At 74.0% G+C, this 13,824-nt stretch carries 10 protein-coding genes; 5 read left to right on the top strand and 5 right to left on the bottom strand.

The annotated features are described in order from the left end of the window. The first annotated feature begins 37 nt into the window (after positions 1 to 37). From PLJ28_RS02165 to PLJ28_RS02155, 3 genes are read left to right on the top strand one after another with little or no spacing between them, the layout of a single operon-like run. Positions 38 to 781, top strand: a complete 744-nt coding sequence (locus tag PLJ28_RS02165) for an ECF transporter S component (RefSeq protein ID WP_324589860.1) — start codon at positions 38 to 40, stop codon at positions 779 to 781. Further along, a complete protein-coding gene (locus tag PLJ28_RS02160) occupies positions 778 to 2,409 on the top strand; it encodes an ABC transporter ATP-binding protein (RefSeq protein ID WP_298044127.1) in 1,632 nt (543 codons plus the stop codon). The genes PLJ28_RS02165 and PLJ28_RS02160 overlap by 4 nt, the downstream gene beginning before the upstream one ends. After that, positions 2,406 to 3,215, top strand: coding sequence for an energy-coupling factor transporter transmembrane component T family protein (locus tag PLJ28_RS02155; protein ID WP_183527881.1), 810 nt, complete (start codon positions 2,406 to 2,408; stop codon positions 3,213 to 3,215). The genes PLJ28_RS02160 and PLJ28_RS02155 overlap by 4 nt, the downstream gene beginning before the upstream one ends. A 35-nt stretch (positions 3,216 to 3,250) precedes the next feature. On the opposite strand, the gene PLJ28_RS02150 is transcribed toward PLJ28_RS02155, so the two are convergent. Further along, positions 3,251 to 4,321: an aminotransferase class IV gene (locus PLJ28_RS02150; protein WP_298044128.1), complete on the bottom strand. Its 1,071-nt coding sequence runs from the start codon at positions 4,319 to 4,321 to the stop codon at positions 3,251 to 3,253. A gap of 116 nt (positions 4,322 to 4,437) precedes the next feature. Then, positions 4,438 to 7,155 (bottom strand): MMPL family transporter, encoded by a 2,718-nt coding sequence (locus PLJ28_RS02145; RefSeq protein WP_298044129.1) that lies wholly within the window; start codon positions 7,153 to 7,155, stop codon positions 4,438 to 4,440. 198 nt (positions 7,156 to 7,353) lie between these two features. Between PLJ28_RS02145 and PLJ28_RS02140 the strand changes: the two genes are divergently transcribed. Continuing rightward, positions 7,354 to 7,956: a TetR/AcrR family transcriptional regulator gene (locus PLJ28_RS02140; protein WP_221243390.1), complete on the top strand. Its 603-nt coding sequence runs from the start codon at positions 7,354 to 7,356 to the stop codon at positions 7,954 to 7,956. Between the two features lie 9 nt (positions 7,957 to 7,965). After that, positions 7,966 to 9,465, top strand: coding sequence for a cardiolipin synthase (gene cls, locus PLJ28_RS02135; protein ID WP_183527874.1), 1,500 nt, complete (start codon positions 7,966 to 7,968; stop codon positions 9,463 to 9,465). A gap of 23 nt (positions 9,466 to 9,488) precedes the next feature. On the opposite strand, the gene PLJ28_RS02130 is transcribed toward cls, so the two are convergent. From PLJ28_RS02130 to PLJ28_RS02120, 3 genes are all read right to left on the bottom strand, one after another. Beyond that, positions 9,489 to 10,931 (bottom strand): FAD-dependent oxidoreductase, encoded by a 1,443-nt coding sequence (locus tag PLJ28_RS02130; protein ID WP_221243389.1) that lies wholly within the window; start codon positions 10,929 to 10,931, stop codon positions 9,489 to 9,491. A 34-nt stretch (positions 10,932 to 10,965) separates the two neighbouring features. After that, positions 10,966 to 13,212: a chorismate-binding protein gene (locus tag PLJ28_RS02125; RefSeq protein ID WP_298044130.1), complete on the bottom strand. Its 2,247-nt coding sequence runs from the start codon at positions 13,210 to 13,212 to the stop codon at positions 10,966 to 10,968. A 97-nt stretch (positions 13,213 to 13,309) separates the two neighbouring features. Further along, the gene (locus PLJ28_RS02120) at positions 13,310 to 13,807 is read right to left on the bottom strand and encodes a MarR family winged helix-turn-helix transcriptional regulator (protein ID WP_183527870.1); all 498 of its coding nucleotides are present in this window, start codon (positions 13,805 to 13,807) and stop codon (positions 13,310 to 13,312) included. Between the last annotated feature and the right edge of the window lie 17 nt (positions 13,808 to 13,824).

Here is a 13,824-nt window from a genome sequence, read left to right as displayed (position 1 = left end):
TCCATTCCCCTCCTTGGATCCTTGAGGAGGACATCACATGGTCTCGACGCAGACCCCCGGCAGTGATCACCAGGCCACCCCGCCGGCCGGTACACCGGACCGTCCCGGGCGCTCCCGCCCACACCACGACCCGCGCGGCCCCGCCCACCGCACCTCCGCCCACCGCACCTCCGCCCACCGCACCTCCTCCCGCCACACCTGGCGCGTGGTGGACATCGTCGTGGCCGCCGTCGTCGCCGTGGCCAGCGGCGTGGTCTTCTGGGCCTGGAACCTGGCCTATGCGGGACTGGGCGGGGTGTTCCTGGCGTTCCCGCCGTCGTCGGGACTGGTCGCCGGCATGTGGCTGTTCCCGGCGGTCCTGGGTGCACTGCTGATCCGCAGACCGGGTGCCGCGCTGTTCACGGAACTGGTGGCTGCCGCCGTCTCCGCGTTGCTGGGGTCCCAGTTCGGCCTGACCGTGCTGGCCTCCGGACTCGTCCAGGGCATCGGGGCCGAGCTGGTCTTCCTCCTGTTCCTCTACCGTCGCTTCACCCTTCCCGTGGCCCTGCTGGCCGGTGCCGCCGCGGGAGTGGCCTGCGGTCTCAACGAGGCCTTCCTGTTCGCCTGGTTCCCCGAGTACACGCTGGCCTGGAAGTGGCTCTACGTGGGGTTCACCGGCATCTCCGGGATCGTCATCGCCGGCCTGCTGAGCTGGCTGGCCACCCGCGCCCTGGCGGCCACGGGCGCACTGGCCGCCCTCCCGTCCCGCGGCGCCCACCGGGAACCGGCGGGCCGGGGGTGACCGCGGCCACCGTCACCGCGCAGGGCTGGGGCTGGCGGCACGCCGGACGCGACCGGGCCGCCGTCGCCGGCCTGGACCTGACCATCCCACCGGGGCAGCGGGTCCTGCTCGCCGGGCCCTCCGGGGCCGGGAAGTCCACTCTGCTGCACGGACTGGCCGGCGTGCTGGACCCGGCGGACGACTCGGAGGAGACCGGCCGGCTGCTGCTGGACGGCGTGCCCACCCGCGAGCTGCGCGGCCACGCCGGGTTGGTGCAGCAGGACCCCGAGACACAGGTGATCCTCTCGCGCGTGGGGGACGACGTGGCCTTCGGCGCGGAGAACCTCCGCGTCCCGCCGGACGAGATCTGGGACCGGGTCCGACACGCCCTGGCCGCGGTCGGGCTGGGGGAGGACGAGGGCATCGCCCTGTGGCGGGACACGTCGCGACTGTCCGGCGGGCAGAAGCAACGGATGGCCCTGGCCGGGGTCCTGGCCATGCGCCCGCCGCTGGTCCTGCTCGACGAGCCGACCGCCAACCTCGACCCCGCCGGTGTGCTCGAGGTCCGCGACGCCGTCCTGGCGGTGGTCGAGGCCATCGGCGCCACCCTCGTGGTCGTGGAGCACCGGCTCGGGACGTGGGCCCGGCACGTGGACCGGTTGCTCGTCCTGGAACCGGGCGGGGGCATCAGCCACGACGGCACCCCCGCCGCGCTGCTCGCACCCGGCCCCGTCCGGGAGGAACTGGCCGCGGCCGGGGTGTGGGTGCCCGGGGTGGTGCCCGAACCCGTCACCCCCGCCCCCGGTGGTCCGCGGCCGGCCGCGGAGCCCTCCGGACCGGCACGGAGCCCGCGACGGGACCCTGCCGGTCACCGGGACCCTGCCGGTCACCGGGACCCTGCCGGTCACCGGGACCCCACGGGGACCGCGCTGTTGTCCGCCCGGGACCTGGCGGTGTCCCGGCACGCGGTGAGGCCCGGCTGGCGCCGCCGCCTCGGGCCACCGCCGGTCCCGGTGCAACACGGACTGGACGTGACCGTGGAGGCCGGGGAGGCCGTCGTCGTGACCGGGCCGAACGGGGTGGGCAAGTCCACGCTGCTGCTGACCCTGGCCGGGCTCATCCCGGCCCACGCCGGGACGCTGACCGCCACCGCCGCCCTGAAGGGACACGGGGTCCGGCTGCCGGACGACCCCCACCGCTGGCCCGCCCGGGACCTGGTGAGCCGGATCGGCACGGTGTTCCAGGAGCCCGAGCACCAGTTCGTCGCGGCCACGGTGCGCGAGGAACTGGCCTTCGGGCCGCGTCACGCCCGGGACCACCGGACGGGCACGCTGCGGTGGTCGGCCGCACAGGCCCGGGGCCGCGCCGACGAATTGCTCGAGGCCATGGGACTAACCGGACTGGCCGAGGTCAACCCCTTCACGCTCTCCGGTGGGGAGAAGCGCCGGTTGTCCGTGGCCACCGTGCTGGCCACGGGCCCGGACGTGGTGTTCCTCGACGAGCCGACCTTCGGGCAGGACGCCAACACCTGGGCGGTGCTGACCGGGATGCTGCGCCGGCTCGTCACCGAGGGCAGCTCCGTCGTCGCGGTGACCCATGACCAGGACTTCGCCGCGGCCCTCGACGCCCGGGTGGTGGAGCTGACATGAGCGCCGTCCTGACCGCCCCGGCCCCCTCCCGCCCCGTGGCGGGCTCCCCGATGGAGCGGGCCCACCCGCTGGCGAAACTGGCCGCCCTGCTGCCGGTCACCGCCGTGCTGGTGGCGTCCATGGACTGGGTGTCCTCGGGCCTGGTGCTGTTGGCGGCGGTGGCCCTGCTGCCGTTCTCGGGCATCCGCGCCGGGGAGTTCCTGCGCCGGGCGTGGCTGCTCGTGGCCGCCGCGCTGGCCTCGGCGTGGGGCACCGCGCTGGTCGGCCAGGACACGGGGCGGATGCTGCTGGAGGCCGGACCGGTGTCCGTCTCGGAGGGGTCGGCGTTGGCCGGAGCCGCGACGGGCCTGCGCATCCTGGCGGTCGCCCTGCCCGGAGTGATCGTCTTCGCGACCACGGATCCCACCGACCTGGCCGACGCGCTGGCCCAGCGGCTGCGTCTGCCCGCGAGGTTCGTGCTCGGCTCGCTGGCCGCCTTCCGGCTTCTCGCCATGCTGACCGAGGAGTGGCGCGTGCTGGGCCACGCCCGGCGTGCGCGGGGCGTGGGCGCCGGCGGGGGCCCGGTCCGCCGCACGACGTCGTGGCTGGGACAGGTGTTCGGGCTGCTGGTGCAGGCCATCCGCCGTGCCAGCCGGCTGGCCGTCACCATGGAGGCCCGAGGCTTCGGGGCCGGCGCCCGGACATGGGCCCGGACCTCGGTCTTCACCGCGGGGGACGTCCGGCTCGTCCTCGGTGGGTGCGCCCTGGCCGCGCTGGCCGCCGGCCTGGCCCTGGGGACGGGGGCGTGGAACCTGGTCTGGGCCTGAACCCGCCCCGGGCCTGAACCTGCCCGGGGCCGGACTCAGTGCAGCGGGCCGTGCCGCCCGGGGGACCTGTCCTCGTCCAGGAAGGCCGAGAGCCGGTCGGTCAGGTCCCGGTCCACGTCCAGCGCGACCCCGTCCAGGGAGGTCACCGGGGCCACCCCGCGCACGGAGGACACGAGCCACACGCCGTCCGCGTCGAACAGGTCCGACGGCTCCAGCGGACCGTAGCCGAGGTCCCAGCCGGCCGCCTGGGCGGCGGCGAAGATGGTGCCCTGGCTGGTGCCCGGCAGGATCCCGGAGCTGCGCAGCGGCGTGACCAGCTCCACGGCGTCCGGGCCGTCGGCGGCCGGGACCCGGCGGGCCAGCAGCACGGTCGAGGTGGGGCCCTCGAGCACCTTGCCGTCGGAGGAGACGAAGATGACGTCGTCGGCCCCCTGGGCGGCGGCGAAGCGCATGGCCGCCATGTTCACGGCGTAGCTGAGGGTCTTCGCGCCCATCAGCAGCCACGGGGCCCGCTCGGAGACGGAGGAGTCGAAACCGCGGTCCAGGAGCAGGACGGACAGGCCGCGCTCGCGCCCGGACGCCAGGCCGGGGGAGACGGGGGAGACCAGTACCCAGTACGTACCGGTCAGTGCGGGTGCGTCCGGGGCGGTCCCCGCGGTGATGTCCTTCAGCTCGCCGTCGGATCCGGTGTCCGCGGTGCCCCGCACGTAGTGCCCGCCGCCGGGGGCGCCCTCGGGGCCCCGCGTGGCCACGAGCTTGACCACGGCGTCCCTGCCCGGGTTCCCGGCCGCGTACGCGCTCAGCCCGGTGACCGCCGCCTGGCGCCAGGCCTGGGCGTCCGGGACCGGCAGGTCGAGGGAGGCGGCCGAGGAGATCAGCCGCTCCAGGTGGGAGTCCTCCTTGCGGATCCGGTGCCCGGTGTCCCCGGCGAGGGCGGTCATCGTCTCGAAGATCCCGTCCCCGCGGGTCAGGCCCTGGTCCGTGACCAGCACGGCAGGCTGCCGTGGATCGGCGACCCGGGTGCCGACCCCGTCCGCGGACGGGTCGAGGAACACGACCACGGAGCCGCCGGGCTCCGGGATGAATGATGCGGAGTGGTGCGTCATGGACCCCAGACTACGCATCCGTCCCCGCGTTCCGAGCACACCGTCGGGTGCGCGCCGGCACCGGCACACACCCGACGGTGGCCTCGGCCGGGCGGGCAGCGGACCGCGCGGTCCCGTCAGACCCGGGCCGGTTCCGGTTCGGGGGCCGCCTCGCCGGCGCCGTCACCCGGGGTGCCCTGCCTGGCCGCGTCAGCCGCCGGCCGGCCGGGCCCCGCGGAGGCGTGGTCGCGTTCCAGGGCGGCGCCCTCCACGTCCACGTTCGGCAGGATCCTGTCCAGCCACCGCGGCAGCCACCAGGCGGCGTCGCCGACCAGGTGCATCAGGGCGGGCATCAGCAGCAGCCGCACCAGGAAGGCGTCCAGCAGCACCCCGAAGGCCAGGCCGAAACCGATGGGCCGGATCATGGCGGACTCGGCGAAGACGAACCCGCCGAACACGGAGATCATGATGATCGCCGCGGCGGCGACCACGGCCCGGCCCGCGTGCAGGCCGTCCATCACGGCCACCCGGGCCGGGGCCCCGTGGGCGTAGGACTCGCGCATGCCGGAGGAGATGAACAGCTGGTAGTCCATCGCCAGGCCGAACAGCACGCCCACCATGATGGTCGGCAGGAAGGCCAGGATCGGCCCCGGGTTGTGCACCCCGAACACCGCGGACAACCAGCCCCACTGGTAGATGGCCACCACGCCGCCCATGGCCGCGAAGACGGACAGGATGAACCCGCCGGTCGCGATCAGCGGGACCACCAGCGAGCGGAACACCAGGATCATGATGAGCAGGGACAGCCCGACGACGACGCCCAGGTAGAGCGGCAACGCACCGGAGAGCTTGTCCGCGACGTCGATGAACCCACTGGTCATGCCGGCCACGGCCAGGCCGGAGGCCTCTCCGGCCGGGGCGGTGGCCCGCAGGTCGTGCACCAGTTCCTCGGTCGAGACCGCGTTGGGTCCCTCGGCCGGGATGACCTGGAACATCATCATGGTGGAGTCCTCGTTGACGGCGGCCGGGACCACCACCTCCACGTGCTCCAGGGACGCCAGCTGCTCGCCGACGGCGACCTGCTGGTCCATGACCTCGCCCTCGTCCAGGCCGGCGGGCAGATCGGCGGTCACCACGAGCGGGCCGTTGTACCCCTCCCCGAAGGCCTCACCGAGGGCCGTGTAGGACTGGTACGCGGCCGACTCCGGCGGTTCGGAGCCACCGTCCGGCAGTCCCAGGCGCATGGAGAAGAACGGGATGGCCACGATCGCCAGGGCGAGCACGGAGCCCAGGGAGATCAGCACGGCCCGGCCGGTGGGCATGGCCGCGCGCCGCGGGCCGGCACCGTGGGACCGGCGGGCCTGAAGATGGCCGGCGGAGGCCGACTCGCGGCCGCGCTCCTCCTGGCGGCGCAGTCCCGCCTCCACCGCGCGGACCTCCTGCTCCCGCTGCAGGCGCCCGCGTTCCGTGCGGCTCAGCGCGCGGTGGCCGATCAGCCCGAGCAGCGCGGGGGTGAGGGAGACGGCGATGAGCACGGCGATCAGCACGCAGAAGGCGCCCACGGTGCCCATCAGGCCCAGGAACGGGATGCCGGTGACGTTCAGCGCGGCCAGCGCGATGATCACGGTCAGGCCCGCGAACACCACGGCGTTGCCGGAGGTGCCGTTGGCCAGGCCGATCGACTCGTGCAGCGGGGCGCCGTCCTTGAGCTGGCGGCGGTGCCGGTTGACGATGAACAGCGCATAGTCGATGCCCACGGCCAGGCCGAGCATGAGGCCCAGCACGGGGGTGACCGAGAGCATCTCGATCATGCCGGAGAACGCCAGGGACCCGGCGGCCCCGATGCCCACGCCGATCAGGGCGGTGAGGATCGGCAGGCCCGCGCCGATGAGGGTGCCGAGCATGATGACCAGCACGATGGCGGCCACGACCAGGCCGATGACCTCGGCCGGGCCCACGATGTTGGGGATGGTCTGGGACAGCGAGGTGGTCGGCAGCACCTCGACGCCCTCGATGTCCGCGTCCTCCAGGGCGGAGACCACGGCGCCCTGGATGTCCTCGGTGACGTCCAGGGTGGGCCGGTCGAACACCACGTTCCCGACGGCGGTGCTCCCGTCCTCGGAGACGGTGCGGTAGTCCCCGGCCAGGGCCAGCAGGTCCTCGCCGCGGTCGAGGTCGGCGCTGCCGGCCTCGGCCTCCACCGCGCCCTCCTCCAGCTGCGTCCGCTGCTGCTCGAGCTGGGCGCGGCCCTCCTCGAGCTGGGCGCGGCCGGCGTCCAGCTGGGCCTGCTGGGCGTCCAGCTGGGCGGTCACCGCCGGCGGGGCACCGGCCGCCTCTGCCTGGGCCCGGCCGGCGCCGAGTTCGGCCTGTCCGGCGTCCAGCTGCCGCTCGGAGGCGTCCAGCTGCTCCTCGGCCCGGGCGATCTGTTCCCGCCCGGACTCGACCTGCTCCTGCCCCTCGGCCAGCTGGGCGCGGCCGTCCGCGATCCGGGCACGCTGGTCGGACAGCTCGGCCTCGGTGGTGAAGGGGTCCACCACGGAGTCCACGCCCTCCAGGCCCTCGACCTCGGAGAGCACCTCGCCGATGCCCTGGCGCTGGTCCTCGGTGAGCTCCGTGCCGTCGGTGGTGCGGAACACCACCGAGCCGGTGCCGTTGGCCGCCTCGGGGAACTCCTCCTGCAGCCGGTCCGTGACCTGGGACGTCGGGGTGCCGGGGATCGTGATGGAGGTGGTGAGGGTGCCGCCGAAGGCCAGGAACCCGCCCACGGACAGGGCCAGCGCCGCCAGCCAGGCGACGATGGCGACCCAGGGCCGGCGGGACGAGGCGAAACCGAGGCGGTAGAGCAGTTCGGCCATGAGGGGCGCTCCTTCGGGAGGGAAAGGCTGCAGCGGGGACCGGGGGCGGCGCATCATGGGCAGAGTCCGCCGGCGGGTCCGGCGACCACTATAGTAGACGGACCGTCTCGTATTGAAACAGGGTCCCCACCGGCCCCCGGTGCCCGAGAGGGTGCCAGGCACCCGGGGCGGGGGACCGGCCGGCACAGGAGGTCATCGGTGAACGCAGCATCAGAGCCTGCTTCCGCAGAACAGCGGGGGCGTCCGCGCAGTGAGAGGGCCCGCGTCGCCGTCCTGACCGCCGCCGCCGACCTCATGCTGGTCGGCGGATTCGAGCACCTCACCGTCGAGGGCATCGCCGCGGCGGCGGGCGTCGGCAAGCAGACGGTCTACCGCTGGTGGGGATCCAAGGCCGAGGTGGTCGTGGAGGCCATCGCCGAGAAGTACCTGGACGTGCCGATCGGCGGGCCGGTGGACACCGGGGACCTGCGGGCGGACCTGCGGGCGTGGCTGCTGGAGATCCGTGACCGGGTCGAGGAGGGGGACACCTCCCGGCTGGTGCAGGCCATCATGTCCGCCCTGGCCGCGGCGGGAGAGACGGCCGAGGCGATCGACGAGGCCCTGATCCAGCCGATCATGACCGGCCTCGACGCCAGGTTCCACGCGCATGACCGCGCCCACCCGCGCTCCCTGCCGGCGCCGCCGTCGTTCCTGGCCGAGACCGTGGGCGCGAACCTGCTGCTGCACGTGATGTTCGGCCGGCCGCTGGACGAGGAGCGGATCGGGCGGTTGCTGGACCTGGTGGCTCCGGCCGCACCGTAGGCTGAGGGGATGCTCTGGCCGCTCGCCGAGTTCGGCAACTATCCCCAATGGCTGACGATCCTGTCCTGGATCATCGACGTCGGCATCCGCGTGCTGCTGCTCGGCATCGTGCCGGGCGGCCGCCGGCCCGCCGTGGCGATGGCCTGGCTGCTGGTCATCTTCTTCCTGCCGCTGCCCGGTCTCGTGCTGTTCCTGCTGCTGGGCTCGTTCCGGCTCGGTGGCCAGCGCCGGTCCCGGCAGCGCTCGGTCAACGAGGCCCTGGGCCGCGCCACCTCGCACCTGACCCTGCCCAACGAGGCCGGCCACGCGCCCCTGTACGTGGCCTCGGCCGCGCAGCTGACGCGGAACCTGACCAGTTTCCCCATGCTCGACGGCAACCACTTCGAGTTCATCACCGACTACCGCGCCTCGATGCAGCGGATGGCCCAGGACATCGACCGGGCGACGGACTACGTCAACCTGGTCTTCTACATCGCGGCGCTGGACCCCGAGGGCCGCGAGGGGTACACCAACGAGGTGCTGGACGCCCTGGAACGGGCGAAGGCCCGCGGGGTGCGGGTGCGGATCCTGTTCGACCACATCGCCTCGCTGCGCGTGCCGGGATACCGGAAGCTGGTCCGCCGGCTGGACGCGGCCGGGCTGGAGTACCACCCGGCCATGCCCGTGATGCCGCTGCGCGGCAAGTACCAGCGCCCCGACCTGCGCAACCACCGCAAGATCCTCGTGGTGGACGGGCTGATCGGCTACACCGGGTCGCAGAACCTCATCGAGCCCGGGTACAAGCGGCGCTCGGCCCACCGCATGAACCGGCAGTGGGTGGACCTGATGGCCCGGATCACCGGGCCCACCGTGGCCTCACTGGACCTGGTCTTCGCCACCGACTGGTTCTCCGAGACGGGGGACACCCTCGAGGGCCAGCTGCGGGACCCCACCGAGGAGGAGCTGAACGAGCAGGACGGTTCGATCGCCCAGGTGGTGCCCTCCGGTCCCGGGTTCTCCAACGAGAACAACCTGCGCCTGTTCAACCACCTCTTCTACGCCGCCAAGCGCCGGCTCGTGGTGGTCTCGCCGTACCTGGTGCCGGACGACTCGATGCTCTACGCCCTGACCACCGCCGCCCAGAAGGGCGTCCACGTGGAACTGTTCGTGTGCCGCAAGGCCGACCAGTTCATGGTCCACCACGCCCAGCAGTCCTACTACGACGCCCTCCTGGCCGCCGGCATCCGCATCTGGCGCTACCCGGATCCGAACGTCCTGCACGCCAAGCTGTTCACCGTGGACGACGACGTGGCCGTCTTCGGGTCCTCCAACATGGACATGCGCTCGTTCTCGCTGAACATGGAGGTCTCCGTGCTCACGGTGGGCTCGGAGATGGTCGAGGCCCTCACCGAGGTGATCGAGCAGTACCGGGAAGTCTCCGAGGAGCTGACCAAGGAGGAGTGGGACGCCCGTCCGCGGGCCCAGCGCTGGGTGGACAACGTCTTCCGCCTCACCTCGGCCCTGCAGTGAGCCGGTGAGGCTCCCGGACCGGTTCAGGCCAGCTGGCCGAGCACCTCGTTGAGCGCCTCCGTCGAGGAGGGGTGGGTCCAGATGCCGTCCCGCAGCGCGGAGGCGGTGACCTGCGCCCGCATGGCCAGGGCCACGAGGTTGACGACCTCCTGGGAGTCCACGTGGAACAGCCGGGCGCCGAGCACCTGGTCGGTGTGCGCGTCCACCACCACCTTGATGACCCCGCGCGGGTCGTCGACCGCCTTCGGCCGCGGCATCGCCTTGATCCCGGTCACCTTCGCGAAGGCCACCCGCACGTCCCGGCCGGCCTCCCGGGCGGCGCGTTCGGTCAGGCCCACGGAGGAGAACGGCGGCGTGAGGAAGAGGGTGGCCGGCACCCCCGCCCGGTCGCCGACCCGGCGTGAGCCGTCCCCGTCCAGTGCGCTGAGCACCACCCGGTGGTCGTCCAGGGACAGGTAGGTCTGCTGCTGCCCGCCGTGCACGTCACCCATCGCGAAGACCCGGTCGGCGGAGGTGCGCAGCTGGTCGTCCACCACGATCGCGCCCCGGTCGTCCACCTCGATCCCGGCGGCGTCCAGTCCGAGCCCCTCGGTGGCCGGGCGCCGTCCGGTGGCGAACAGCACCGCGTCCACCGTGGGGCCGGTGCCCTCCTCGAGCTGGACCGTCACACCGTCCGGCCCGTCCTGCAGTCCCGTGACCGAGGCGCCGGTGCGCACGGTGATGCCCGCACCGATGAGCACCTCGGCGACGGCGTCCGCGACGTCCTCGTCCTCATGCGGCAGGATGCGCCGGCCGCGGTTCAGCACGGTCACCTCGGCACCGAAGCCGGAGAACATCGAGGCGAACTCCAGCCCCACCGGCCCGCCGCCGACGATCGCCAGCCGCCGCGGGAAGGGCCTCACGTGCTGCAGGGAGGTCGAGTCGTGCACGCGGGGCCCGTCCGCACCCGGCAGGTCCGGGACCACCGGGGCGGAGCCGGTGTTCACCACGACGGTGCGTCCGGTGATGCGCATCCGCTCGGCCCGCCCGGACCCGCCGGCGGAGGGCGTCACCTCGACCTGGCGCTCACCGACGAAACGGGCCCGGCCGTCCACGACGGTGACGGTGTCACGGTCGAAGAGCAGGTGGAAGCTGGTGTCGTTGAGCCTGCCGGTCAGCGAGTCACGGCGCCGGACGGCGGATTCGAAGAACTGCTGCACATCGTCCTGGTCACGGCGGGTGGAGGCCGAGTGGATCAGGGCCTTGGTGGGCACGCAGGCGACGTTGATGCAGGCACCCCCGTACATGGCCGCCGACTGTTCCACGAGGGCCACGGTCCTGCCGGTCCCGGCGGCCGCCGCGGCGAAGGTCTTGCCTCCCTTGCCCCAGCCGATGACCAACACGTCCACCTCGAGGTGGCGCGGCGTGCCGCCGGCCCGGGTGGTCGCGTCAGGGGTGGTCCGGGGTGTTCGGGCGGGATCGGTCATGGTCCTCACCGTAGTCCCGCGCGCAACCGTCCTGTCAGTACCGCGGTCCCTCGGCGTCGTCGTCGGGGAACGCCGCCCCGAGCACCCTGAGGACGCCGTGGGCCTTGGTGCGCACCTCGTCCCACTCCTCCTCCGGCACCGAGTCCGCGGTGATGGCCCCGCCGACGCCGAGCGACAGCCGCGTCCCGCCGCTCCCGGGCCCCGCCGGGCCGGTGGCGACCAGGGTGCGGATCAGCACGCTGAGGTCGGCCGCGCCGTCGTCGGACAGGTACCCGGCCACGCCCGAGTAGACCCCGCGCGGTCCGGACTCCAGTCGCTCCAAGATCTCCATGGTGGAGATCTTCGGGGCGCCGGTCATCGACCCCGGGGGGAAGGCCGCCGCCACCGCCTCCGCCCGGGCGACGCCGGGTTCCAGGTGCGCGGTCACCGTGGACACCATCTGGTGGACGGTGGGGTAGGACTCGATCGCGCACACCCGCTCGGTGGCCAGCGTGCCGGGCACGGCCACCCGGGACAGGTCGTTGCGGGCCAGGTCCGTGATCATGATGTTCTCCGCCCGGTCCTTGGCCGAGGACGCCAGTTCCCCGGCCAGCGCCGCGTCCCGTTCCGGCGTGCGCCCGCGGGGACGGGTGCCCTTGATCGGTTCGGTCACCATGCGGCCGGCGGCGGAGATGGCCAGGAACCGCTCGGGACTGGTCGAGAGCAGTTCGACGACGGCCGGCCGACCGGACCCGGATACCGCCGCCGGGTCCGACACCGGGTCGGCCGCCGGGGCCGTCGCCCGCAGGTACAGCGTGAACGGCGCCCGGTTGGCCGCCACGAGCCGGCGGTAGGTCCGCCAGCCGTCGAAGGGCGCGGTGCCGGGCCGGCCCCGGGTGGACGTCTCGAGGGACGCCTCCAGCATGGTCGTCAGGCAGACCTCGTAGGTGTTGCCCTCGTGGATCTCGTGCTGGGCGGCGCGGACCTTCTCCAGGTAGCCCGCGCGGCAGTCGCGGAGCGTGAACACGGGGACCGGCCCGGCACTCGCGGCCACGACCCCGGGGCCCACGGCAGCCGCGGCACCGGCACCCGCACCCCCGGTCCGCATGCCCTCGCCACCCGTGCCCCCGACGCCCGTGTCCCCGACGCCCGCCGCCGCGGCGACCCGATCCGCCCAGGCCGCGCCGGCGTCGTCGTCCGCGGGCCACCACAGCGTGGTGGTGCCGGCCCGGTGGTCCACCGTGGCCACCCGTGAGGGGCGGAACAGCAGCGCGTCCGCCGGCCCCTCGCCCGCTCCGCGCAGGGTGGCGGCCCCGTCCGGGGAACCGGCCTCGCGCTTCAGGCCGTACCCGAGCCAGCCCATCCAGCCGGACCGGAAGGGTGCCTCCGGGGCGGGTTCGGCGGTCGGCGCGGAGGCAGGCGCGCCGGCCGGCCAGACCCCGGCCAGCCAGCGGAACCACGGGCCCTCCCGTCTGACGGTGACCGGGCCCTGGCGCACCACCGTGACCCCGTCGGCATGCTCGGCGACCGGGTCGTCATCGCTCGCCAGGCCGAGGATGGCGTGCCGGCTGCGGCCGGGGGAGGGCGTGGTGGCGTGGTCCGAGCTCTCCAGCAGCATCGCCACCGAGGCCGCCGGGCCCCCGGCGGCCTCGAACAGGGACTGCGGGTCGCCGGCGCCGGCGACCGTGCGGTGGTGCAGGGGCGGCCGGGCCGGCGCGGGCACCAGGGCCAGGGAGGTCTCCCAGCCCGGCAGGGTGCGCAGGGCCTGGACGAGCAGCGGCGCGGCGCCGGCCGTCCCGGTGGTGCTGTCCACGGTGATCCCCGCCTGGGACGCGGGGTCCTCGAGGGCCAGGTACGCGTCCTCCTGGGCGGCCCACCGGTCCCAGTGCGGGGCGAACGTCCTCCCGTCCCGGCCCAGGGCCCGGTCCTTGCGGTCAGCGGCCGGCAGCTCGACCCACACCAGGGCGTCCAGTGCGGCGCGGGCGGCACCGGTCCCGGCGCCCACGCCCTCCAGGATCACGACGTCGACCGGCCGCGTGCTGCCCGCCCGGCCCGGCCGCCCGCCCTCCCAGTCCCACCAGCTCCAGTAGGCGGTGCGGCCGGCGGACAGGGGGATGACGACCTCGGCGGCGTAGGTCTCCAGGGCGGCGGCGAGCCCGTCCCAACCGGGGTAGATGGAGTCCAGGTGGAAGACCTCGACGTCCAGGTGGGGGCGCAACAGGGCCGCGAGCTCCAGGGCCAGGGACGTCTTGCCCGCACCGGAGCGGCCGTCCACGGCCAGCAGCAGGGGGCGACGGGCCACGGTGGTCTCCGGAGGGTCGAGGGCGGTGGTGCGGGGGTGTGCTGGGGGTGCGGGGCGTCGGCTCCGCGAGCACCCGGACCAGTCTACCGAGGTGGGGTCACGGCCCGTCGGTGAGGGGCCCGGTGACGTCCAGCTCCTCCAGCGCGGCGGTCGCGGCCGCGACGACCTGCGCGGCCGTGTCCATCTGCTGCGGCGTGAACTGGGCCAGGTGTTCCATCATCAGCCGGCTCATGGGGGAGAAGATGGCCCGGCCCTCGGCCTGTGCGGAGGGCGTGTGCTGGACGAACACGCTGCGCCGGTCCGTGGTGGAGCGCCTGCGCTCGGCGTGCCCGTTGGCCACGAGGCGGTCCACGAGTGCCGTGGTGGAGGCGGAGGTGAGGTTGAGCAGCTGGCCCAGGTCCTTGGGGGTGGTCTGCAGCCCCTCGGCCTGCCGCTGCATCAGCAGGGACAGGGCGCGCAGGTCCGTCCGGTACATCCCGTGCTGGTTCCCCGCGGCCTCGACCATGCGGTCCGAGGCCTCGGCGTAGCGCCGCAGGGCGTGGATGAGGAGACGCATCTGCTCGGAGTCATCGGGGGCCTGAGGGGCATCCGGCATGCGCTTCTCCTTCGTGC

The sequence above is a fragment of the Citricoccus sp. genome, from assembly GCF_035445025.1.
GTDB lineage: Bacteria > Actinomycetota > Actinomycetes > Actinomycetales > Micrococcaceae > Citricoccus.
Note: the sequence above shows the minus strand (reverse complement) of the source record. Positions and strands in the feature narration are given on the sequence as shown.